Source organism: Bryobacter aggregatus MPL3, from assembly GCF_000702445.1.
Classification (GTDB): domain Bacteria; phylum Acidobacteriota; class Terriglobia; order Bryobacterales; family Bryobacteraceae; genus Bryobacter; species Bryobacter aggregatus.
Map to the genome: position 1 here is coordinate 1,552,801 of NZ_JNIF01000003.1, position 23,430 is coordinate 1,576,230.

Genomic DNA, 23,430 nt, shown 5'->3' on the forward strand with positions numbered 1-23,430 from the left:
GATGGAGCCGCGCGAGGAGAATCCGGTCTGGACTTATGAAGACCTGGGCATTCTGCTCGGGATGATCCTGCCGGTTCTCCTGCTTGCCAGCCTGGCCGCGCGGCTGTTTGCGCTCTGGATTCCGCAGAAGGGTGTGCTGGCCGCGCTCGTCCAGATTCTGCTCTATCTTGGCGTCGGCGGCAGCTTGTTTGTGCTGCTGCGCACGCGCTATGACCTTGCCTTTTGGAAAGCGTTGTCGTGGCGCATTCCGTGGCCGAGAATGGCCCTCACCGCATTGCTGGGCCCGGTGCTGGCGATTGTCATGGCCCTGGTGGCTGTCGGGCTCAACACGCCCCGGGAGGGTATGGTGCTCGACAGCCTGCTGCAGGATCGTTGGAGCCTGGTGGCGATTGGCCTGGTCGCCTCGACCGTCGGGCCGCTGTTTGAAGAACTGATTTTTCGCGGATTTGCGCAGCCGCTGTTCATCCGAAGTCTGGGCGTCGCCGGGGGCTTGCTGGCCACCGCCGTCCCCTTCGCATTGCTGCACGGTCCGCAATACAACTGGAACTGGCAGAGGCTTCTCATCCTCACGCTGGCCAGTATTGCTTTCGGCGCGGAGCGTCAACGAACAGGCTCGACGGCAGCCTCGACGCTCATGCACGCCGCATATAATTTGACATTTGTCGCTGGCATGATGAGCCAGGGAGGAAGACTGAATCAGGCATGATTGAAACCTTGCGTTGGACTGATAAGGGCGTCGAAATGATCGACCAGACCCGTTTGCCGCATGTGGAGGAGTTTGTCCTCTGCCGCGACTATAAGGAAGTGGCGGACGCGATCCAGACCATGATCATCCGTGGGGCGCCAGCCATTGGCGTTGCCGCCGCGATGGGCGTGGCGCTGGGCGCGCAGCAGGCAAGCGACGCGAACTTTGAGGCGGAATTCGAAGAGATTTGCGCGACACTCGCCGCGACGCGCCCTACCGCGGTGAACCTCTTCTGGGGCATCGACCGCATGAAGAAGCTGCGGGCCAGCCTGGCCGGTGAGCAACTGGGCTTGCTGCGCGAAAAATTGATTGCCGAAGCAAAGCTGGTGCACGACGAAGACATCGCGATCAACCGCCGCATTGGCGCGCATGGCGCCGCGCTGGTGCCCGATGGCAAGACCGTTCTGACCCATTGCAATGCCGGTGCGCTCGCTACCGCAGGCTACGGCACGGCGCTGGGCGTGATCCGGGCTGCCGTCGAGGCAGGCAAGAAGATCGATGTCTTTGCCGACGAGACGAGACCTTTCCTGCAGGGCAGCCGTCTCACCGTTTGGGAACTGCAGAAGGATGGCATCGAAACCACGCTCATCACCGACAACATGGCAGGACACTTTCTGCACAGCGGGCGGATTGGTTGTGTGGTGGTAGGAGCAGACCGGATTGCGGCCAACGGCGATGTCGCCAACAAGATCGGCACCTATAGCGTCGCGGTCCTCGCCAAAGAAAACAATGTGCCGTTTTATGTTGCCGCACCGTTGTCGACGATTGATCTCAAAACCCTGACCGGCGCCGGCATCAAGATCGAAGAACGCGCCGCCAGCGAAGTCACCGCCATGTTTGGGCATAAGGTGGCTCCCGATGGCACCCGCGTCCAGAACCCGGCCTTCGACGTCACGCCCCATCGCTACGTCACGGGCATCATCACCGAGCGCGGGGTGGCCACTGCGCCATTTGAAGAAAGCCTCCGCAAGCTGGTAGAAGGAAAGTAAGAAGTCATGATGAAGAATCTCTTTTTGTTTGCGCTCAGCAGTCTCGCCTTGTTGGCACAGAGTGGCGACTACAGCGGACGGCGCGCCCCCAGCTTTTCTCTGCCGGACGTGAACATGCGCCAGCACGACCTGCTCGACTATCGCGGCAAGGTGGTGATGGTTGAGTTCATGCAGACCAAGTGCGAGAAGTGCCAGGCGCTGACGAAGATGATCGAAGCGAAGATCAAGCCGAAGTATAAGGACGATGTCATCGTGCTCAGCATTGTCGTGCCGCCGGACAACTTTGAGGACGTCAAGAAGTACATCAATGTTTTCAAGGTCACCAGCCCGATTCTGTTTGACATGGGCCAGGTGGCGGGCAGCTATGTGCGGGCAACGCCGCAGAAGCCCGCGATGTACTTTCCGCACCTGTTTCTGATCGATCAGAAAGGTCAGATTCGCGCCGATTGGCAGTGGATGGCTCCTGGCTCCTTTCCAGAGGTGCTGGCCGGAGACAAGCTGATCACCGAAATCGACAAGCTGCTGGCCGAAGCAAAACCCGCCGCCCCGGCCGCACCAGCCGCTCCTAAGAAGAAATAGCGCTAGGCTAGCGGTTGTGAAGCGATGTGCCGTCCTCATCCTATGCGCCCTGTCCCTTTTGGGGGAGCAGGGCCTGCATACAGTGGTGCGGGCAGGCGACATCGACAGGCTGCGCGCCCTGCTCGAGGCCGGCGCCTCGGTCAATGAACGCGACAATCTCGGTGGCACCCCGCTGCATGATGCTTGTTGGGCCGGCTTCTACGAAATTGCCAGGCTTTTGCTCGATCGCGGCGCGGAAGTGGACGCGCCGCACATCGAGATCAACGCCGCTCACTCGGAGAGCGGCTCCACTCCCCTCCACTACGCGATCCTCACCAACCACCTGGACGTCGTTGAGCTGCTTGCCTCCCGCGGCGCCGATCTCAAACGAACCCATCGCTTAGGCTCCACCGCGCTGCACTTGGCCGCAAGCCGTGGACACACCGAAATCGTTGCCTTTTTGATCGAAAAGAAGGTCGGCATCGATGTCGAGGACGGCAGCGGCGCAACCCCTCTCGACGAAGCCGCCTGGAAGGGCCACACCGCCACAGTCGAACTGCTGCTCAAGGCGGGAGCCAACCCGAAACACCGCATCAAAGACACCCAGATCACTCCGCTCCATGAGGCCTGCACGCGCGGGCATCTCGAAGTGGCGCAACTGCTGGTGGTTGCCGGAGCCGAAGTGGATGCCAAGGACCAATCGGGCGCCACCCCGCTCGATGAAGCGCTCAAGCAACGGCACACGGCCGTGGTCGACTACTTGATGGGCAAGGGCGCAAAAATGGCCGGGGGCGCGAAGCAAATGGAAGAGGCGGTGCTGAAGGGCCAGACCGAAGTCGTTAAGCTGCTGCTCGACCGGGGCATGGACCCCGACGCGCCCACCGCCAACGGCAGCACCCTCATCCACGACGCCTGCCTCAAGGGCCATCTCCCGGTGGCCGAACTGCTGCTCAAGGCCGGAGCGAGCCCGAATGCTCTAAACGCCAGCGGAGCCACACCGCTGCACGATGCCGCCCTCGCCGGTCAACTTGGCGCAGCAAAGCTGCTGCTCGACCGGGGCGCCGATATCAATGCGCTCGATCGTGATTCCAAGGCCACGCCGCTGCATTACGCCGCCAGTTGGGGCCGCGACGAGATCGTTGCCTACTTACTCGAAAAGGGGGCCGACCCCAAACGCAAGAATGCCGCAGCAAAAACTGCGGCAGACCTGGCAAAAGAAAATGGGCAGAGCGGCGCCTTGCGCCTACTCAGCGGGCGGTGATGGCTTTTTCTGCTCGGGGAAAATGACGTAGCCCTCTGGCGCCCCGACATTCTCCTGCAGCCAAACCAGACGCTTGCGCATCTCGCGGCTCTGGATCTGGCGCGGGCCTGGATCGACATCGATGTCGCAGCAAAGGCCGTGGAGATAGAGCGTCAGGCTATCAATGGTGGCAACGCGGGCGTAGGCCTGGAACTGCTTGGAATCCCGCCACGGAGTGCCGCTCTTGCTGAGCAGTTCTTCCTTGGCGCGCCAACTCTCTTCGTCCACCTCGCCATGTACCCTGCGTTTTAGCTCATCGCGCAGAATCTCGTGGAAGGGTTCCCAAAACTTCGGCTCCGCACGCTCCAACGCCTTGGCCGCAATGATGCGGAAGAGGCGATAGTGATATTCACCACTATCACAGCCCTGCACGGCAAAAGTCAGGACAATATTGCCGTCCACCTGGAATTCGTTTTGCCAGATGCGGTCTTCTTCTTGTTGCTTGGTTTGCCCCTTGGGGGCTTCCATCACCACCGTCGAGCCGTCCTGGCCTTCGAGATGAGGCACCAGCACAATGGAAATTTCCGGAAGTAACTCCCGCACCATCGGGGGCAGACTGCCCACGGGATCGTAGATCAGTTCCTTCTCATCTTCCTCATTCAGGCGCAAGCCCGCGGAATAGAAGCTGATCTTCCCCGACAGAGGCACCATTTCCTTACGGAAACGTTCTGCAAAATCTTTTACCGTCAAACGTTCAATCGACCGCTCTGTCATCAACTATTAGGATGATAGCGCGATACGCTGGATTCCAGTGGCGCGTAAAATCCTGATCTCAGCCGGGGAAGCGAGTGGCGATTTTTACGCAACCGGCCTCATCGAAGCCCTGCGCAGACGCCGGTCTGATCTCGAATTCTTCGGTTGCGCGCAGCCGAAGATGCTGGCGGCCGGCGTACGGCCGGTGATCGATGCCGAAAAGCTCGGCGTCGTCGGCTTGGTCGAAGTGGTCAAACATCTGCCCGGCATCTACGGCGAATACCAGAAACTGCTGCAAGCAGCGCGTGACGAAAAGCCCGATCTGGCGATTCTGACCGATTCTCCCGATTTTCACCTCCGCGTGGCCCGGCATCTGCATGAAATGGGCATTCCGGTGGTGTATCTGGTGGCGCCGCAGGCTTGGGCCTGGCGCCCGGGCCGCGTGAAGCCGATGCGCCGCGACCTGCGCAAGCTGCTTTGCATCTTTCCATTTGAAGAAGCCTGGTTTCGCGAGCGCGGCGTGCCCACCTGCTACATCGGACATCCGCTCGCCCGCCACATTGCGCCCACCGTCTCGCGCGAAGCCTGGTATGCCGAACTCGGGCTCGACGCCGCCAAGCCGTTGGTGGCGCTGTTGCCGGGCAGCCGCCGCGGCGAAATTCTGCGCCATCTGCCCGCCCTGTGCGACGCCGTCAGGCAAATGCCCGGCATCCAGTTTGTACTGGGAACCCCTCCCGCAATCGGCCGCGCATTTTTTGCTAACCAATCTCTGCCGCCAGCCATCCATGTGAAGGAAGGCCGGAGCTGGGATTTGCTGGCACACTGTGACGTCGCTCTTGCTGCTTCTGGAACAGTCACGATGGAAGCCGCCCTGTTGGGAGCGCCCACGGTCAGCTTCTATCGTGTGAGTGCGTTGAGTTGGTGGATCGGACGATTCCTGGTCGACATTCCGTTCTATACGATGGTGAATTTGGTGGCTGGCAAGCGAGTGATTCCGGAGTTGATGCAGGACGACATGAGCGGCGAGAGCCTGGCGCGCGAAACCCTGCGTTTGCTTCACAGCTCTCAGGAACGGGATGATATGAAAAGGGGCCTGTTGGAAGTGGCGCGAGTCTTACGGAGCGACCAGGATCCATTCGAGTTGGGGGCCCGGATTGTGGATGAAATTTTAGATGAAAAAATTGCGACTCCTGCCGATTCTGCTTCTTAGTGCTTCGCTCTTTGCGCAGCAAGACCGTAAAGGCCGCATCGACGTCGAACACTACGATATCGACGCCGAGATTCTCCCCACAACCCAAACCCTCAAAGCCAAAGTCAAAATGCGCTTTGTCCCATTGGACGATCGACTCTCCACAATTCAGCTCGACTTCAACGATGCCATGCGCATTGGCGCGATCACCGACGACAGCGGCGCCAACATCAACATCTCAAAGACCACCGACTTCAACTACCGGCTGATCTTTCCCGTCCCGCTCGCCAAGGGTAAGCCCGTCACGCTCACCTTCGACTACGACGGCAAGTTTGACGGCCGCGAAGAGAGTCCGGTCTATGGCATCCGCTTTGCCGCGATCGAAGCCAGCGGCGCGGCCATGCTGTATCCGTCCCGCTGGTTCCCAATCAATGAATACACCTCCGACCGCTACACGATGAATCTGAATGTCACCGTGCCGGCCGACTTCCGCGTCCTCTCCTCGGGTGTCGATCTCAAGAGCGATGCCGCCGGCCGGGCGAAGTACAGCTTCCAGATGACGCAGCCCGCCCTCTACGGCAGCTTTGCCGTCGTCAAGGGCAATGCGGAGCGCGTGAGTTCAGAAGGCGTCACCAGCACGGTCTGGTTCAAGAACCTGGCGATGGCCAAGCCCACCGGCGAGATGGTGGCCAAGGCGATGAACTTTCTCTCCGATCTGAATGGCCGCCCGCCCGCCGTCAACCTCACGCTGGTAGAGACCTTCAAGGGCTTCCCGAATGGCTATTCCGCCCCCGGCATCCTCTTCTTTTCGCCAAGCGGCATTGGCTCAGAACCCAACACCCGGCTGATCGTCAACCAGGTGTCCCGCCAATGGTGGGGCGGCCTGATTTCGCCGTTGTCCCGCAACCACATCTGGATCGTGAACGGCTTGGCCCGCTACTCGGAATCTTTGTACTTTGAATCGACCGGCGGCGCCTCGGCAGTTGAATTGGAGATGCGCGATGTCTACGTCGAGGCGCTCACCCAGCCTGAGCCACCACTGATCCAAAGCTCCCGCTACGAGGACTATTCGCCGGAATTCTGGGCAGCCACTGCGGGCAAGGGCTCAGCAGTGCTGAACATGCTGCGCAACATCGTCGGCAAGGACCAGTTCGCCGAGATCCTCAAGCGCCTGACCAAAGAATTCGCCTACAAGCAAGTCTCCACCAACGACTTCCGCAAGGTGGCCGAGCAGGTCTACGGACAGGATCTGAACTACTTCTTCATCCAGTGGATTGAATCCTCGGGTGCGCCCGAATTCAAGCTCAGCTACACCGTCTTCCGCACCGCAAAGGGCTTCCGCGTGCTGGGCAAGGTCTCGCAGGATCTGGACACCTTCCGCATGCCGGTTCGGTTGAAGATCGAAACGGAAGGCAATCCCGAAGAGAAAACCGTCGAGGTGGTGGGCACCTCCTCTGAGTTCAGCGTCGAAACCTTCGGCAAGCCGATCTCAGTCAAGCTCGACCCCGACATGCAGGTGCTGCGCTACGACGACAAGATCCGCGTCTCAGTCGCCATCCGCAAGGGCGAACAGTTTGCCGAAGTCAGCGACTTTGACGAAGCCATGAAGGAATACCAGAAAGCGCTCGAAGTGAATCGCAACTCCTCACTCGCCCACTACCGCGTTGCAGAAATCAACTTCCTGCGCAACAGCTACCAGGCTGCGGCAAACGAATTCCGCGAAGTGCTCAATGGCGACATCGAGCCGAAATGGACCGAAGTCTGGACCCACATCCACCTCGGCAAGATCTTCGACGTCACCGGCCAGCGCGAACGCGCCGTCAGCGAATACAACCAGGCGATCCGCACCAAGGACAACACGCAGGGCGCGCTTGAGGAAGCAGCCAAGTACGTCAAGGAACCCTACAAGCGTCAGAACGTCGACCGTTAGTCCAGCCGCTTGTGGAAGCGCAAGACGCTTAAGCCGAGAATGCTGGTGCCGAGAATCGCGAGCATCAGAATCTGCGGCCAAAGCACCTCGAGACCAACGCCTTTGAGGAAGATGCCGCGCACCACCTCCATGAAGTAGCGCATCGGGTTGATGTAGGTGATCCACTGCACCACCTGCGGCATGTTGCGAATGGGAAAGCTGAAGCCGCTCAGCATGAAGGCCGGCTGGAACACAAACAGCGTCGTCATCATCGCCTGCTGGTGCGTGTCCGAGATGGTGGAGATGAACAAACCCATCCCCAGCGTGCACTCGATGAAGAAGATGCTCGAGAACACCAACAGCAGCGGGCTGCCATGCAAGGGCACTTGAAACACTAACAAGGCAACAACCGTCACCAGCACCAGTTGCACCAGACCGATGGCGGCAAAAGGCAGAGTCTTTCCGATGATCAACTCAATGGGCCGGATCGGTGTCACCATCAACTGCTCCATGGTGCCCACTTCTTTTTCGCCCACAATCGCCATTGAGGTGAGGGTTAGCGTCACCAGCATGATGATGTTCACCAGCACGCCCGGCACAAAGTAGTTGCGGCTTTTCAGTTCCGGGTTGAACCACACCCGCGGCTCGGCCACCAGATTCGGCAAGGCGGCGCGCAAGGGCCCATCGACGGCGCGGCCCACCATCTTCTGCCGTTGCAGCTCTACCAACTTCTTCGCGGAGAAACGGCTGATCACCTCCGTGCATTGTGCCGACACTAGATTCGCCGTATTCGAGTTCGACCCATCGACCAGCACCTGCACCGCAGCCGCACGGCCGCGCGCCAGATCGGCGGCAAAGCCCGGCTGGATGCGCACCACGCCATCCACCATGCTCGAATCAAGAACATGCTGCGTGTCCTCTTCATGCGCCACCTGGCGGACCACCGTGAAGCGCCCTGAGCCGGTAAACTCATCGAGCAGCTCGCGCGATTCCACCGTATTGTCCTGATCCATCCAGGCGAGCTTGGCGTGCTCGACATCGAGATTGACTGCAAAGCCGAAGATCAGCAACTGCATCAAGGGCGGCATGATCAGCATCGCGCGCATGCGCGGTTCCCGCAGCGTTTGCCGCAGTTCTTTCCGAATCATTTCCCGAATTCGTTCCCACATCTCAAGCCACCTTCGCCCGCATCTTGCGCACCGCAAACACGAAGACAACAATGCTGTAGATCGCCAGCGCCATCATTTCCTGCCACAGAATCTGCACACCGACACCCTTCAGAAAGATGCCTTTCAAAATCGTCACAAAGTAGCGGGCGGGGAAGATATGCGAGATGATCTGGATCACGCGCGGCATCGTATCGATCGAGTAAATAAAGCCGCTCAACAAGAAGGCGGGCAGGAAGCTCGACAGCATGCTCACCTGATAAGCCACCACCTGCTGCCGTGTCACCGTCGAAAGCATGATGCCCCAGCACAGCGCGCCAAAGCAAAAGATCCCGGAGGAAACGATCAGCAGCACCGCACTACCGCGCAGCGGCACGTCGAACAGAAAGACACCGGTCAGAATGCTGATCACCATGTCCACCATGCCAATCGCGAAATAGGCCGCCAGCTTGCCCAGCAGGAATTCCACCGGCCGCAACGGGGTCGACAGCAACTGCTCCATCGTGCCGTTCTCCCACTCCCGCGCCACGCACAGGCTGGTGAGCACCGCGGCAATGATCATGAGGATGACGGCGATCAAGCCGGGCACGATGTAGTTGCGGCTCTTCAGATCGCTGTTGAAAATCACTCGAATCCGCGCGTCAATCCCCTTCGCCTTCGGAGCGCCCAAACGCTCCTGTCCCTCCACCCGAAGCTGCGCGCCGTAGAGCGCTACCAGGCTGGTGGCATAGCCCAGCGCGATGCTGGCCGTGTTTGAATCGCTGCCATCGAGCACCAGTTGCACCTTCGCTTCGCGGCCCGCCTTCAGGTCGTCGCCGAAGCCAGGATTGATCAGCACCCCCACCAGTGCCGTGCCACGATCGATGCTGCGATTCATGTCTGCCGGCGTCGCAACGTCAGCCACAATCCGAAAGTAGCGGCTACCGCGAAACTGCTCGATCAGATCGCGACTGGCGGAACTGCGGTCCAGGTCATAAACCGCCGTCGGCACCTGATCGACATCGAGACTCAGCGCATAGCCAAAGAGCAGAAGCAGCAGTAGCGGAATCGCGAGCGCCATATACAAGCTGCGTGGATCCCGCACGATATGCAGAAACTCCTTGCGCGTGATGGCCCACCAGCGTCGAAAACTCATGCGGCAGCGTCCTCACGCTCGATGCTCTCGATGAACACCTCTTCCATACTCTGCTTGCCCAGATTCGCTTTCAGCTCGGCCGGCGTACCCAGCTCCACCATCTTGCCCTTGTACAGCAGCGCCACGCGATGGCAGTACTCGGCCTCATCCATATAGTGCGTCGTGACAAACACGGTTTGCCCCGCTTCGCTCAACTGGTAGATCAGATCCCAGAAGCTCCGCCGCGCAATCGGATCGACACCGCTGGTGGGCTCATCGAGAAACACAATCGGCGGCTCATGCAAGATCGCGCAGCCCAGCGCCAGCCGCTGTTTCAGCCCGCCGGGCAAGGTTCGGGTCATCGAATCTTCGCGGCCCTCAAGACCCGAAATCTCAATGGCATAACGCTTGCGGGCCTCTCGCTTGTCGCGGGGTACGCCATAGATGCCGCTGAAGAAATCGATGTTCTCCTCCACCTTCAAGTCGTCATACAGCGAGAACTTCTGCGACATGTAACCGATACTCGCGCGCACCTTCTCTGGTTCCTTCGCCACATCGAAACCGGCCACCATTGCCTTGCCACTGCTGGGAGCAAGCAAGCCGCACAGGATACGGATCGTCGTCGATTTGCCCGCGCCATTGGGTCCGAGAAAACCAAAGATCTCTCCCTTGGCCACCCGCAGACTCACATGGTCGACGGCCACAAAGTCGCCAAAGCGCTTGGTCAGGTCGGTCAGAATGACAGTGTCTTCGCTCATGCTGCCAGCTTCCGGTTGATGCGCCGCACTTCGGCAATCAGTACGTCTTCAAGGGTCGGCGTAATCCGCTCCGCATCGACGTCCATGTCTCCCAGCACCTCAAAGATCGAGGTATCAGGAGCGAGATAGAGATGGAGTTCGGTACCGCTCAGTTCCACATCGATCACCCCGTTGCGCGCCGCAAAGATCTGCTTGTTGGCGCGCAGGTTGCCCCCACGCACCGCATACACTTTCTCCGGCAGCGAGGCTTTGAGCTCCGCCGGGCTGCCCATCAGCACCAGCTTGCCACGGTCGAGCATCCCGATACGATGGCAGCGCTCCGCTTCATCAAGATAGGCCGTCGTCACCACCACGGTCAGCCCGTCTTTCACCAGATCATCGAGAATCAGCCAGAAGTCCCGGCGCGACACCGGATCGACGCCATTGGTTGGCTCATCGAGAAACAGAATCTGCGGCTTGTGCAACAGCGTGCACATCAGCGACAGCTTCTGCTTCATGCCGCCGGACAGCTTTGCCGCCGGGCGGGACCGGAAAGGTTCCATCCGCGTCATCTGCAGCAGCTTCAACTTCAGATCCTCACGTGCCTGTCCGGTCACATCGAACAGATCGCCGTAAAAGTCGAGGTTCTCCTCCACCGTCAGGTCGCCATAGAGTCCGAACTTCTGCGCCATGTAGCCGATCGCGTCCTTCACATGGTCAAGTTGCTTCTGCACAGCAAAACCGGCCACCGTCGCCTCGCCGGCATCAGGATCGATCAAGCCGCACAGCATCCGCAGCGTCGTCGTCTTGCCTGCGCCATCGGGCCCAACCAAGCCAAACACTTCGCCGCTTGCGACAGAAAAACTCAAATCGCGCACGGCCTCGATCGTGCCAAAGCGGCGCGACAATCCCCGGGCCTCCACTGCGTTGCTCATCTACTTCAGTTGGATCTCCGCATCCACCGGCATATTCAGCTTCAGTTCCCGTTGCGAGTTTTCGATGTCCACCTTGATGCGGTAAACGAGCTTCACGCGCTCTTCATTGGTCTGGATCTGCTTCGGCGTAAACTCCGCTTCGCTCGCAATGAAGCTGATCTTTCCGTTGTAGATTTTGTTTGGATAGGAATCGGAGCGCACCCGCACCGGCATCCCCAACTGGATGCGGCCCAGCTTTGCCTGGGGAATGTAGCCGCGGAGCCAGGGCTTGTCGATCTCCCCGATCGTCACCACCGGTGTGCCCGCCGCTAGCACCTCGCCCGGGTCGGCGCTCTTCACCAGCACCACTCCGTCGGCCGGAGAGAAGATCGTCGTATCATCCAGTTGCGAATCGATCACGCTGACGCTCGCCCGCGCCCGCACCAGATCCGCCCGCCGTGCGCCCAGATCTTCTTCCTGGCGCAGGATCTCCAGCTTCTGCGCCTCCGTCATCCGGATGGCCGCATCAGCCCGGGCCACCGCCGCGCGTGCCGATTCGATGTCCGTCTTGCGCGGCCCTTCGAGAATCAGGCCCAACCGCTGCTCCGCGTTCTGCACTTGCGCCACGGTTGATTCAAAGCGCGAGCGGAACTGATCGAATTGCGACTGGCTGATGTCTTCTTTCTCGATCAGCTTCTGCGCCCGTTCGTAGTCGCGCTGCGCTTGGTCGCGCGCCACCTTCGCATCGTTCAGCACTGCACGCGCCGAGGCGATATCCTGCGGCCGCGAACCATCGAGCAACTCCTGCAACTTTGCTTGGGCCTGCCGCAGTTCGGCACGCCGCAAACCGAGCTCGCTCTCCATCGACGCCCGCTGGTACTCGATGCCGGTGTGAAGCTGTTTCAGATTCGATTCCGCCACACCGATGCCAGCATGGTCGCGGGTGCGCATGCGCGTCATCTGTTCCCGGTCCAGCCGCGCAATCAGCATTCCCTGCTTGACGTTGTCTCCCTCATCGACGGTCAATTCGATGAGCTTACCCGCGGTCTTAAAGGACATATCAATCTTGCGGAACTCAATGTTGCCGCTCAGCCGCAGAATGTTCTCGTCTTCGGGCTTGATCCGGCTCCAGGCAAAATAGCCGCCCACAAGCACAGCCAGCACAATCACAATCGGAATCACACGCTTCATTTCTTCACCATCCCGGCCACTGCTTGCTCCATGCTTCCTGTCGCTGCCGCCACATCGATCCGCGCCAGATTGAATAGATACAGCGCGCCCAGATTGTTATCGCGCGCCCGTGCCAAACGCGTCTGCGCGTCGGTCAACTCAACGCTATTCGCCACTCCCGCCTCCGTGCGCCGCTGCGCCTGCTCCACTTCGTTCTCGGCCAGTTCCAAGCCCAGCCGGGCTGCTTCAATTTGCGCCCGCGCATTTTTCACATTGTTCAGCGCCACCCGCACTTCGAGCTCAATCTGTTTGCGCAGGTCTTCCACCCGCAACCGCTCTTGCCGCTCGAGCACGCCGCCCTCGGCAATCCGCGCTTCCCGGCGGCCTCCATCAAAGATCGGGACGCGGACAGCAACGCCGACGCTCCGCGTCGGCACCATCGTTGAGCCGTTGCCGATCACACCATAAGCGCCACTGGCCGCAAGCGAAGGCAGGCGCTCGGCCGCAATGCTCTTCACATTCCGTTGTGCCACCCCTTGCCTGCGCTGCTGCGCAAGCAGATCTGGACGCTGCTCCAGCGCCGTTTCAACCGCCGCCTCGGCCGTCACTGCCGCATCGCTCCCATCGTTCATCCGGTCGGTGAGTTCAATCTCTTGCGCCAAATCGATTCCGATCGCACGCTTCAAGTCGAGGCTCGCTTGTTCGCGGTCATTCTGGGCGGCAATCAGGCGTTGCTTCTCGTTCTGGAGCTGCACCCGGCTGCGCGTCACCTCGATTCCCGTTCCGGTACCGGCCCGCTTCTGCGATTCCGCCAGTTGCACAAGGCGCTCGGCCAGATCCACATTTGCCTTTGCCGTATCCACACTGGCTTCCGCCTTCAGTTGGAGAACATAGGCGCGCGCCACTTGTTGGATGGTCAGCTCTGTCGTGTTCCTCGTCTCCGCCCGGGCCACCTCGCGCTGCAGCTTCGACGCCCGGTAGCGTTCGATCGCGGAGAGATCGAGAATGCTCTGCGTTGCCGACACGCGATAATCCACCACCGTAAAAGGTCCAACAAAGGTCGGAATCGTAAACGGCAGAACGCTCGTCAACTGAAATCCGAAGGCGGCGAGGTTCTGCGTCTGGCTGGAAGCGGAGATCGAGCCATCGAGATTCGGCAGAAAGGCGCCCAAAGCCTGACGTCGCCGCGCCTCTGCTTGGGCGATCGTTTCGCGCGTGATCTGCAGGCGCAAATTGCCATTCGGAGCCGTGGCAATTTCAATCGCTTTCGGCAGGCTCAACGGCATCATTGCGGCCGACAGCGGAAGAGCCAGAAGCCACACCAGTCTTCGCATCTTCATCCCTCCAAACTCGCGGCCATCAGGCCTGCTTTCGCATATTGCTTCAATTGACGGAGTACCTCAGCCCGATCGCCCAGATTCAGCTGCCCCAAGCTCAAACGGGAGATCTTCTCTTCGGCAGCCAGCGTATGGGCCAGCACGCCGATCGTCAAGGTCATTCTCCACATCGCCTCGACAGGTTGTAGATGCGGCAGCGCACGGCCAAAAGCCTGCAGATAGCGGTTTGCCACCTCTGCCATCTCGCTGGACCAGATCTGTTCCACAACCGCATGCGGTTCCGTGTAGATCCGACCCAGAAACTGCCCGATTGTTACACCGCGCTCCCGCAAAGCCATCGCCGTATCCAACACCGGCCCATAGAAGGCATCGAGCAATTCGTCCAGGCTATGCTCTCCCGTCTCCAGTTCATTCAGGCGCCGCAGACGCTCCGCATTCATCGGGCGCAGACGCCGTGTGTACACTTGCCGGGTGAGTTCATCCTTCGATTGGAAGTGGTAATTCACCGCCGCCAGATTCACTCCCGCCTCTGCGGTGATCTGGCGGAGGGAGGTCGCCGGAATGCCCTGTTGCGCCAACAAGCGCTCCGCTGCATCGAGAATCCGCTCCTTCGTTTCTCGAACCTTCGATTCATTCATACGTTTGTTTGATATTACACCCAGAAAGATTCAAATGGAACCGTGTGGGGCGCCAACCGCGAAGCGTCCGCTCCACAGGTACGTCTAAGCAAGGAGAGAGCCTGATTGCCAGAGACGACAAACCACCGCCGCTTCTCCCCTGTCTGGGCCTTCATCGCGTTGCTGCTGTTTGCCGCCGGAAGCTGGTTCGCCTGGAGGTGGCGAATCGAGCTTCTCCCGCTCGCTCCTGCGGCGCCTCCGGCACTGGAGATGGAAGCGAATGGCAAATTTCGCCTGCGATTCCCTGGCTTTGTTTTTGTCACAAAGATTGCATCTTTCCGGGATGAGCTGTTTGCCTACCTGATGTTCCAACACTATCGCTCCACCGGACCATTGGCCCAAGAGGACTTGGTTCTGCGCTACCACAAGGACGGCGAAGAAGCCCGTTACGAAGTGCTTCTCGTTCTCTCTGACGACATGATTCCCTCAATCGATCGTGTCGCCCAGTTGGCGGCAGCTTCCAGCCGGGATCGTTTCGAAGGCATCGAGTGGAATCTGATTCCGGTCTCGCAGTTGGAGATCGATCGCAAGCAGACCCATCTCTTTGAATCTGCCTATAACCTTCCCGTTCGCAAGAAGATGGAAGACCTCTCGACAACAGAACTCCGCTCGCTGGCCCAACGCTTCATTCGATTCAAATCCACTACTGACCCGAGGATCCGCAAGGGTCTCGAACCTGTACCGCAGGTGCTCTCCCCCTCAGATGCACACCGCATCGCCGAAGACATCATTTTGGTGGCGGATTTCTATCACCTGCCTCTCGAGTTTTTCCTCGGCATCGGCGCCATCGAGAACAACTATATGAATGTGCGCGGAGACCTGCAGCACAGCATCTGGAAGCGGCAAGCCGCCGAAGACGACATCGTGCTCGAACGCCGTAACGGACGGGTTCGTGTCCTCAACGATTCTGCCGGAGTCTGGCAGATCACACGCCAGACGCTGCGGCAGGTTCATAAACACTATCTGGCAGACAAGCGGGATTACACCAAGCTGCCCGCCCGCCTGCGTCCACCCCGCCAACTGAAAATGAAGAACCTCGATCCGGAGATTCTGACCACCTATGCCGGCCTCCTGTTTCGTACGCTGCTCGACCACTTCAAGGGCAATGTCACGCTTGCTGTCGGAGCCTACAATGGCGGCCCCGGCAAACCCAATATGCGTTATGAGGAAGGCGTCCGCTCGGCAGCACTCCATGCGCGGGACATCATCGAGAAGGCTGCAGTCTTGAATGGACTCTCCGTGATGAACACACCGTGGATCACTTCCCGCTAGTCCCTTTGGAGATCCGCTTCTACCCATCCAGCCCAGAAGCAGCCCAAGCTTTTGCGCCCATTTTCCTGTTCTCTTCCGCGTATTGATGCGAGGAGTACCGATGCGCACAGCTTCAGACATTGCTGATTGGTGGGACAAGCAACATAGAGAGTCCAAAAGAGCTCTGGATGATTTTGTCGATGAGAACCCAGGCCTCTTCGGCGTGATCGTCGCAACGACGGTCGCAACCGCGATGGATCTGGGCAAGGGCTCAGTCGACGTGCTACGGCTGGGAGAAGGAGCGGCCGAGGGCACGGTCGGCGGAGTTGCCACCGATGCCTTACGGGCCTTATCCATTGTCGGAACAGTGGGCAAAGGCGCCAAGATCGTCAAGGAAGTCGTGGCTCGCAGCCGCATGGTCAAACTCATTGTGGACCCGGGCGGCGGCCGCTGCGTTTATGTTTCCGCAACGCAGGCGCTCCGGCAGACCGGGCAAAGAGCCTACACAGGCGTCCACGAGCTGGCAAAAGAACTGGGTATGAGCCTCGAACAAACCGGGGCCGCCAACGCCGGGCAACTCAGAGCGTTCTTAACAAAGCTGAAAGTGGCGATGGGTCCGGTGATGAAGTTTCAGTCTTGGAAAGACATCGAACGTGCGGTGCCCCGCGATGGCAGTGTCGTCACTTTTGGCGTGAACTTCGTCGGAGGCGGGGCGCATCGCGTCTATGCGTTCCGGGATGCCCTGGGCCGGGTCAGGATCATGGATCGTGGAGGCCGCCTGGGCAAGCTGCCGGAGGTCTTCAATACGGTGGAGGAGTTAGCGAAAAAGTACAGCCGCAGCGGAGTGGCCTCTTTCAATGAGGGCTTTGCCATCAAAGATGTCTTCATGAAGTTTGTCGGCCCCAAGGGAATCGCCACTCTGGCAATCGAAGTCCTGGCTACCGTTACTCACGATCAGGAAACAACGGAAGAACTCTTTGAGGCCTACAAGCAAAGCGAAGAGTCCCCTTCTACCCCAGCGGCCCCAGCCGCACCCGGTCCTGCACCCCGCAGGACACTACACATGGATCCGGTCTATATCAAAGCAGGAGATCCTCTGCCCGGCGGTACTTACACCGTGAAGTCAGGCGATTCGCTCTCGAAAATTGCAGAACGCGCTTACGGCAACAAGATGAAGTACCCACTGATCTACATGGCCAACCGGAAAACGATTGGGCCAAACATCAACCTCATCCGCCCGGGCCAAGTGTTGAAGATTCCGCAGTTGAAGCAACGATAACTACGGCTTCACTTCGAGGTTATTCACAACCTTCGTAACGCCACTCACAGACATCGCCGTTTCCTCTGCTTTCCGCTTGTCTGCGGCAGTAGGAACGTGGCCGCTCAGCGTGACAGTGCTGCCGACGGAGTCGACATTGATCGAGGTCAAGGTCGAGAGACGAACGTCGGCAGCCAACTTTGTCTTCACGGCAGTCGTCGTACCGGCGTCATCCATCTCACGCTCAGCCGATCTCGCCGCCTCTTTTACGTCGCGCTTGGTATTCTCCTGCTGCCGTTCAGAGCAACCCACCGTAGCGATCGCGACCGCGATCAAAAGAGCCATTTCAAGTTTCATTCGAATCTCCTTGCGAATTCCCCTGTAGGACAACTCCCCGCCCGATCAGTTACAAGTGGCGGGACGGGAGCGCAGAAGAAAGATTGTTTGGCAGGCAACGTGCTCGATAAGAGCTAGGAGACCACAATAATGTCAAGTGCAATCGGATGGATCGTATTCGGATTGATTGTTGGCGTCATTGCCAAACTTGTGACTCCAGGGAGAGACCCTGGCGGCTTCATCGTCACTATTTTGCTGGGAATCGGTGGAGCAATGCTCGGCGGCTGGGTGGGCCAACTCATGGGCCTCTATCAAAATGGCCAAGCCGCGGGATGGATCATGTCCGTGTTAGGAGCGGTAGTGATTCTGCTTGCCTATCGCATGTTTTCACGGGGTACTACCGCCTCGGTCTAGCCCTGCTAGCACTCTATCTATTCTTCTCACCAATCTTCCTACTGGGAACTTTTGAGGCCGGGTTGCGATCCCGGCCTCTTCTGTTTTGTCGAGTTCTTGCTAAAAATTTTGTTCGTTTCGTGATTGAAAATACGGCCTCATCGCGCATGTTCTGGTGAGAAGCAACTGATGATTCTTTCCGCCACAATTAACGACAAGAACTCTGCCGAGCTGGAGCTCGATTTCACAACCAGAACCTGGAGCATCCCGCCTGCGGCTGCCAAGTGGAACCACGTCATGTTCTCTGACCGCGGCGTCTTCGACGTCCGGCCGTCCGGAGTGATCTGGCTGCTGGACGGTTTGGGATCGCGCAAGAAAGACTGCACCGTTATCCTCCACGCCGCTCCAACCGGCGAGCAGGATCTGGCTCATCGTGCCGGTACCGGACGCGCCTATGCGCCAGCTCTGCCCGCCTACAAGGATGGAGAGATCCGATGGCGCATCCTGCGCTCTTCGCCTTTGGCGGTGGCAGCCATTGCAAATACTTCCGGCTCTCTGACGCCGGTACGGGCGAAAGCGAAAGAAATTGCCGAGCAGTTGCTGCCGAAGCCGGGAGAGTTATCGAAGGGTGTCCCTGCACCGGGTGCGCGAGGAACAGGATGTGGAGAGTTCCCCGGGCGCGTCATGCGCCGGATGCCGGTGCTCGGTCCCCCGCAGCGCGGCGCCTTTGAGATTGCAGTTCCAGGGCTGGGCAAGCTCTATCTCACCAGTCCGATGACGCAGTGGGAAGAGTTTGCCAAAGCCGTCGACCAGAAGTACAACCCGGCAAAGAGAATCTGGGTGCCCTTTTCCGGATCCAACCGCCCGAAGACCGGAGATATTTACACCCTCACAAACTTTGAGAATCAGGCGAAGTTCCAGCATGTCGGCATGATCATCAGCGCGGAAGGAAACTCCTGGGTCACCGCCGACGGTGGACAGGGAAACGGTTGGCAATCCGGCTTTGTCCGGCGTAAGTTCTATGCGACCGGGCAAATCGATGGCGAGTTTGGCAACAAAGCCTGGATGAAGGGCTGGGTGGATCTCGACAATCTGCGCGAGACCTTGGCCCAGTGGTTTCCGAAGGGTCTGTAAGAATTCTTCAAGCCGGGAACGGCTTGCGGTAATGCATCCGCGAATAGGCAACGGTAAAACCACAACGCTGGTAATTGCGCTGCGATCCGCCGCCGGGCTCGACCTCGGCGTGCATCCATTCGCTTCCCGCCTGGAAGGCCAGGCACATCCGGTCGCGAATCAAACGCTGCTGCAAGCCTTGCCCTCGATGCGCCTGCAGAGTGCCATCGCCGGCAAACAAAGCCACCCCGGATGGATACAAAATATTAGCCCCGGCCACCATCTCGCCGTCCCGCCATATACCGAAGCTCCGCGAGCCTCCCAGGTGGAATATCGTACGGCCCACCGCCATCGATAACTCCGAGATACCGCCAAAAAAGCTGTGGCTCATCAGCCGGGCCCACGCTTCGGGATCGCGGCATTCCTCCACACCCTCAACTCTCTCCATGGCGCTGCTTCGTTGCGCCATCACATCTTCCACCGCCACCCGCTCAAAGCCGCACGACTGCAAAAGCGCCGCACTTGCTTCTTCCACCCAGGGAGCAACTTCGATTAGCGCGTCCATCTTACGATCGAAATAGAAGCGGATAATCTGATCCAATTCTTCACGCACCGGCGCGCGACTCATGCCTTTGACGGCATTCACCGGAGAGCCCTCCCCGCAATAGCCCGCCACGCCACCAGCGACGTCAATCCATTCGCCTGCGCTCGCTTCGGCAAAGCTCCGCATCACAGCCGCCGCCGACGGCTCAAAATTTACCCGCTGCACTAGTTTTCTTTCGGCCCGATTCCGAGCGCTTTCATCTTACGGTAAAGATGGCTGCGCTCCAAGCCGAGTAACTCCGCGGTCTTGGTCACATTGCCGCCGGTCTCATCCAGCTTCTTCAGAATATAGTCGCGCTCGGCGGCCTCACGAACTTCCTGCAAACTCCCAAAGCGCTCCAGTGGCCTCTCCGGAAGATTTCGCTTGGCCGCATTCAAAGGAATCTGCCTTGCCTCAACACGCGTTTGCGGATTCATGATCACAATGCGTTCCATCAGATTCTTCAGTTCGCGTACATTGCCGGGCCAGCTATATTCGTCCAACACCCGGTAGGCCTCCGGCGTGAGTTCCTTCGCCTTGCGGCCATAGCTGGTTGTAAATTCATGCAGAAAGTGATCGGCCAGCAAGCGGATATCTTCGACGCGCTCGCGCAGCGGAGGAACGTGGAAGGGAATGACATTCAACCGATAGAACAGGTCTTCGCGGAAGTTGCCGCGCTCAATCTCATCTTCAAGATTCTTATTGGTTGCGGCAATCACGCGGACATCCGCACGAATGCTCTCCTGCGCGCCCAGCGGCTGGAAGCGTCCCTCATCGAGAACCCGCAGCACCTTCGCTTGGGTCTTCAAACTCATGTCGCCCACTTCGTCAAGAAAAAGCGTTCCGCCATCGGCGCGCTCAAACTTCCCGATCTTGTCATCGCCCGCACCGGCAAAGCTGCCGCGCCGATGACCAAAGAGTTCGCTCTCGATCAGATGCTCTGGAATCGCGGCACAATTCACTTCCACAAAGGGGCCCTGCACCCGCGGCGACATCCGGTGGATCGCATGTGCCACCAACTCCTTGCCGCTGCCGCTTTCTCCAAAGATCAGCACCCGGCCATTGGTTCTGGCCATCAACTCCAGTTGTTGCCGGAGCGCGCGCATGGGAACGCTCTCGCCGAGGATGCGCCGCTCTTCGCCACTCGCGCCCTTGAGCCGTTCCACTTCTACTTCCAGCTTCCGCTGCTTGATTGCGTTCTGGATGGTGATCGTCACCTTCTCGATGGTGAGCGGCTTTTCCAGGAAGTCGAAGGCGCCCATCTTGGTCGCCCGCACCGCCGTTTCAATATTGCCGTGGCCGCTGATCATCACGACGTTCGGCCGGTCGGTCAACGGCATTTGCTGGATGCGTTGCAGCGTCTCAAGACCGTCGATGCCCGGCAGCCAGACATCGAGCAGAACAACATCGTAGCTGCGTTTGGACAGAGCCTCCAAGGCATCTTCTCCGCGCCCCACGGTATTGACGGAGTAGCCTTCGTCCTCTAGCACCCCCCGAAGCGACTCTTGAATCCCTGGCTCATCGTCCACCACCAGAATCTGGATATGCCTCAAACTCTCGCCTCCACTTTTCCATCCTGCAGCGCATCCGATTCCCGTTCGCTCCAGGCCGGTAACTCGATCACAAATCGCGCGCCAATCGGCTGATTCTCTTCCACTCGAATCTGCGCGTGGTGTTCACTCAGAATATGATTCACGATCGCCAGGCCTAAGCCTGTGCCCCGCCCCTTCGTGGAAAAGTAAGGGAGAAACAATTTCTCGCGATCTTCTTTGGACACACCACTCCCACTATCGGAGACAACTAACTCCACACTTTCGTTTCCAAGGGGATGCGTCCCGACATAGAGCCGTTTGACATGCGCTTCGTGCATTGCCTCCGCCGCGTTGTCCACCAGATTGACCACCACCCGTTTGAGTTGCTCGCCATCGGCATGCACCAGCGGCAAATCGGGAGAGAGTTCCAGATCCACCGTGATGCCCTCCAGACGTCCTTCAAAGACACGCATCGCGTTCTCCACCGCACCATTCAAATCGACAGCCGCCATCTGCGCCGCCGGAAAGCGGGCGAACTGGGAAAACTCGTCCACCAGCGTCCGTACCGTTTCCACCTCGCGGCTGATCAGCGCCGAACACTCGCGCAGCACACGCGCATTCTCCGGAGGAATCGCCGCCCGATCCAGTTGCCGGGCAATCCGCTCCGCACTGAGCGCAATCGGCGTCAGCGGATTCTTGATTTCATGGGCCACACGCCGCGCCACCTCATGCCAGGCCGCCTGCTTCTGGGCGCGCAGCAACTCGCTGGTATCTTCGATCACAAGGACAAAGGGCGAGCCCGGGTTCTCTTCGACAGTCGAAACCGTCACCCCCAGATGCAGGCGGCGGCCCTCTTTCAGAAATTCAAATTGCCCCATTGCGATTCCCGTGCGCCGGGCCCGCTTCATCATGTAGCGCAACTCGCCGGCCTCTTCCTTCGGAAAGAGGTCTTCGAGACGTAAGGATAGCTCCGCCTCCATCTCCGGAAAGATCTCCCGCATCGCCCGGTTCACGCGCAGCACACGGCCCTCGGCCCCCACTGACACGACTCCGGTAGGAATGTTCTCTAGAATCGCCTCCGTAAAACGGCGGCGGCGTTCCAGTTCCTTATCGTTCGCCTCCAAGGACTGTGTCATGTCGTTGAAGCCGCTCACCAGCGTCGCCAACTCATCGGCCGCTTTCGTCTCCAGACGATAGGTCAGATTCCCCTGACGCACTTCCTCGGCGCCCTTCAGCAGTTCCGCAATCGGAACGCTGATCTGCTTGGCCAACAGCAACACCGCCCAGGTGGAGAGAAACAGAATGAACAGGCAAATCAGCGCAAGCAACAATAAGTAGAACTGCCAAAGCTCACGCTTGCTGACAGCAAGCTGGTCGTATTGCGCAATGCTATCGAGCAGCTTCTGGTGCTCGGCCTCGGCGCTTGCTTCAAGATGCGCCCGCACCCAGACCGTGCCCAACAGATCGGGCAGCGCGGCGCGCATCGCATGTTCGCGGGTGGAGGTACGGCTGGTGGAGCACAGCGGCAGCCGCCGGCCCTCCTTGTTCTCATACATCGCCTCGGCGATGCCATGGTCGACGCAGAACTTCTGGATCCGTGCGAGCCCGGCTTCGTTGCCATTGGCGTAATCGAGCACCTCGGGGCGGCTGGCTAGCAGCTCCGCCTGCGCCGTCGCCTTGCCCTCGGCGCCCCGCTCGAGCGCCATCGACATCCCTACCAGCGTGTTGGTCGCGCTGATCGCCGGGCGGCTGAACCACTTATCAAGATTGCGATTCAACACATAGACGCTGAAGAGAGCAAAGAAAAAGACCGGCAGGATCGTGATGCCCAGCGCCGCCACCAGCAGCTTGGTGCGCAGCCGCGAACCCTCGCGGTTGCGCTGCCGCTCCAGATAGATTTTGACAAAGGTGCGAAAGAGCAGAAATCCAATCAGCACCGTGAGCAGAAAGACGACCGTCGAGACAGCCCAAAAGATGGTGACCTGCTGCGGCCCTGCCGGAGCAAAATCTCCAAAGCTGAAGCTGCCTTGCCACACGAGGAGGCCCACCAGCACGGTCAGCAGCAAGGTGCCGACGCCGTAAAGCAGTTTCTGCTTCATAGCCCCACTTTACTCGTCGCGGTGCACGCGATCCAGGGTAAAGGCAGGCAAACAGATCGCAATGTACTCACAACCCTCAGGCCCGGGGGTCGAATAGCGGATCCATTCGCCCGCAGTGGTGAGGATCGCCTGGCCTGCGGCCACATCAATCACACCCTCCCGATGCTCAACGCGCATTGCGCCGCGCAACACCACGGTGTACTCGTCGAATTCTGGCGTCTGGCCCGGTTCCGACCAGCCGCTCGGGCTGCGCATATGAGCGACGCTGAGACGTTCTTCCTGATTGTTCACCTGCCCGGCATACTCGTCGATGCGCTTGCCACCCGGAACCGGAATCGTGGTGGGAGCCGCAATCAATTTCGGCATT

At 59.3% G+C, this 23,430-nt stretch carries 22 protein-coding genes and 1 pseudogene; 10 read left to right on the forward strand and 13 right to left on the reverse strand.

Features of this window, described 5'->3' with window-relative positions; genetic code table 11:
- Position 1 precedes the first annotated feature (1 nt).
- The 4 genes from M017_RS0107465 to M017_RS0107480 are packed head-to-tail and all read left to right on the forward strand — an operon-like array spanning position 2 to position 3,553.
- On the forward strand, positions 2-706 hold the full coding sequence (locus tag M017_RS0107465) for a CPBP family intramembrane glutamic endopeptidase (protein ID WP_031497009.1): 705 nt from the start codon (positions 2-4) through the stop codon (positions 704-706).
- Complete coding sequence (mtnA, locus tag M017_RS0107470) at positions 703-1,734, forward strand: S-methyl-5-thioribose-1-phosphate isomerase (protein WP_031497010.1); 1,032 nt, start codon at positions 703-705, stop codon at positions 1,732-1,734. Before M017_RS0107465 ends, mtnA begins: the two co-directional genes overlap by 4 nt.
- A gap of 6 nt (positions 1,735-1,740) precedes the next feature.
- Positions 1,741-2,313: a peroxiredoxin family protein gene (locus tag M017_RS0107475; RefSeq protein ID WP_031497012.1), complete on the forward strand. Its 573-nt coding sequence runs from the start codon at positions 1,741-1,743 to the stop codon at positions 2,311-2,313.
- 16 nt (positions 2,314-2,329) lie between these two features.
- Positions 2,330-3,553 carry an ankyrin repeat domain-containing protein gene (locus M017_RS0107480; protein ID WP_080507560.1) on the forward strand — a complete coding sequence of 408 codons (1,224 nt, stop codon included), beginning with the start codon at positions 2,330-2,332 and terminating at the stop codon, positions 3,551-3,553.
- Here the strand turns inward: M017_RS0107480 and M017_RS0107485 are convergent.
- Positions 3,536-4,306, reverse strand: coding sequence for a hypothetical protein (locus M017_RS0107485; protein WP_031497014.1), 771 nt, complete (start codon positions 4,304-4,306; stop codon positions 3,536-3,538). The genes M017_RS0107480 and M017_RS0107485 overlap by 18 nt on opposite strands.
- 37 nt (positions 4,307-4,343) lie before the next feature.
- On the opposite strand from M017_RS0107485, the gene lpxB reads away from it, so the two are divergent.
- A complete protein-coding gene (gene lpxB / locus M017_RS0107490) occupies positions 4,344-5,495 on the forward strand; it encodes a lipid-A-disaccharide synthase (RefSeq protein WP_051669602.1) in 1,152 nt (383 codons plus the stop codon).
- On the forward strand, positions 5,458-7,404 hold the full coding sequence (locus tag M017_RS0107495; RefSeq protein ID WP_031497017.1) for a M1 family aminopeptidase: 1,947 nt from the start codon (positions 5,458-5,460) through the stop codon (positions 7,402-7,404). The genes lpxB and M017_RS0107495 overlap by 38 nt, the downstream gene beginning before the upstream one ends.
- On the opposite strand, the gene M017_RS0107500 is transcribed toward M017_RS0107495, so the two are convergent.
- From M017_RS0107500 to M017_RS0107530, 7 genes and pseudogenes are all read right to left on the reverse strand, one after another.
- Entirely contained in the window at positions 7,401-8,552 is a 1,152-nt protein-coding gene (locus M017_RS0107500; protein ID WP_031497018.1) for an ABC transporter permease, read from the reverse strand. The genes M017_RS0107495 and M017_RS0107500 overlap by 4 nt on opposite strands.
- 1 nt (position 8,553) lies before the next feature.
- The gene (locus M017_RS0107505; protein WP_031497020.1) at positions 8,554-9,684 is read right to left on the reverse strand and encodes an ABC transporter permease; all 1,131 of its coding nucleotides are present in this window, start codon (positions 9,682-9,684) and stop codon (positions 8,554-8,556) included.
- Positions 9,685-9,719: 35 nt separating this feature from the next.
- Positions 9,720-10,421, reverse strand: a pseudogene (locus M017_RS0107510) (ABC transporter ATP-binding protein); the annotation flags it as partial.
- Positions 10,418-11,335, reverse strand: a complete 918-nt coding sequence (locus M017_RS0107515) for an ABC transporter ATP-binding protein (RefSeq protein ID WP_031497023.1) — start codon at positions 11,333-11,335, stop codon at positions 10,418-10,420. The pseudogene M017_RS0107510 and the gene M017_RS0107515, both read right to left, overlap by 4 nt.
- Complete coding sequence (locus M017_RS0107520; protein ID WP_031497025.1) at positions 11,336-12,505, reverse strand: HlyD family secretion protein; 1,170 nt, start codon at positions 12,503-12,505, stop codon at positions 11,336-11,338.
- Positions 12,502-13,818: a TolC family protein gene (locus M017_RS0107525; protein ID WP_162179856.1), complete on the reverse strand. Its 1,317-nt coding sequence runs from the start codon at positions 13,816-13,818 to the stop codon at positions 12,502-12,504. Before M017_RS0107525 ends, M017_RS0107520 begins: the two co-directional genes overlap by 4 nt.
- A 2-nt stretch (positions 13,819-13,820) precedes the next feature.
- Positions 13,821-14,459 (reverse strand): TetR/AcrR family transcriptional regulator, encoded by a 639-nt coding sequence (locus M017_RS0107530; protein WP_051669606.1) that lies wholly within the window; start codon positions 14,457-14,459, stop codon positions 13,821-13,823.
- 105 nt (positions 14,460-14,564) lie between these two features.
- Here M017_RS0107530 and M017_RS0107535 point away from each other — a divergent pair, with 105 nt between their 5' ends.
- Positions 14,565-15,770 carry a transglycosylase SLT domain-containing protein gene (locus M017_RS0107535; RefSeq protein WP_031497030.1) on the forward strand — a complete coding sequence of 402 codons (1,206 nt, stop codon included), beginning with the start codon at positions 14,565-14,567 and terminating at the stop codon, positions 15,768-15,770.
- 100 nt (positions 15,771-15,870) lie between these two features.
- Positions 15,871-17,028, forward strand: coding sequence for a LysM peptidoglycan-binding domain-containing protein (locus M017_RS29920; RefSeq protein WP_051669608.1), 1,158 nt, complete (start codon positions 15,871-15,873; stop codon positions 17,026-17,028).
- Here M017_RS29920 and M017_RS0107545 read toward each other — a convergent pair whose 3' ends face one another.
- Positions 17,029-17,364: a BON domain-containing protein gene (locus M017_RS0107545; protein ID WP_051669610.1), complete on the reverse strand. Its 336-nt coding sequence runs from the start codon at positions 17,362-17,364 to the stop codon at positions 17,029-17,031.
- Between the two features lie 129 nt (positions 17,365-17,493).
- On the opposite strand from M017_RS0107545, the gene M017_RS0107550 reads away from it, so the two are divergent.
- Both M017_RS0107550 and M017_RS0107555 read left to right on the forward strand, forming a co-directional pair.
- Positions 17,494-17,757 carry a GlsB/YeaQ/YmgE family stress response membrane protein gene (locus M017_RS0107550; protein WP_031497034.1) on the forward strand — a complete coding sequence of 88 codons (264 nt, stop codon included), beginning with the start codon at positions 17,494-17,496 and terminating at the stop codon, positions 17,755-17,757.
- A gap of 168 nt (positions 17,758-17,925) precedes the next feature.
- The gene (locus tag M017_RS0107555) at positions 17,926-18,870 is read left to right on the forward strand and encodes a hypothetical protein (RefSeq protein ID WP_031497036.1); all 945 of its coding nucleotides are present in this window, start codon (positions 17,926-17,928) and stop codon (positions 18,868-18,870) included.
- Positions 18,871-18,877: 7 nt separating this feature from the next.
- On the opposite strand, the gene M017_RS0107560 is transcribed toward M017_RS0107555, so the two are convergent.
- The 4 genes from M017_RS0107560 to M017_RS0107575 are packed head-to-tail and all read right to left on the reverse strand — an operon-like array spanning position 18,878 to position 23,429.
- Complete coding sequence (locus M017_RS0107560; RefSeq protein ID WP_031497038.1) at positions 18,878-19,618, reverse strand: GNAT family N-acetyltransferase; 741 nt, start codon at positions 19,616-19,618, stop codon at positions 18,878-18,880.
- Positions 19,618-20,985 (reverse strand): sigma-54-dependent transcriptional regulator, encoded by a 1,368-nt coding sequence (locus tag M017_RS0107565; protein WP_031497039.1) that lies wholly within the window; start codon positions 20,983-20,985, stop codon positions 19,618-19,620. The genes M017_RS0107560 and M017_RS0107565 overlap by 1 nt, the downstream gene beginning before the upstream one ends.
- Complete coding sequence (locus M017_RS0107570; protein ID WP_051669612.1) at positions 20,982-23,063, reverse strand: HAMP domain-containing histidine kinase; 2,082 nt, start codon at positions 23,061-23,063, stop codon at positions 20,982-20,984. Before M017_RS0107570 ends, M017_RS0107565 begins: the two co-directional genes overlap by 4 nt.
- 9 nt (positions 23,064-23,072) lie before the next feature.
- A complete protein-coding gene (locus M017_RS0107575; protein WP_031497043.1) occupies positions 23,073-23,429 on the reverse strand; it encodes a cupin domain-containing protein in 357 nt (118 codons plus the stop codon).
- Between the last annotated feature and the right edge of the window lies 1 nt (position 23,430).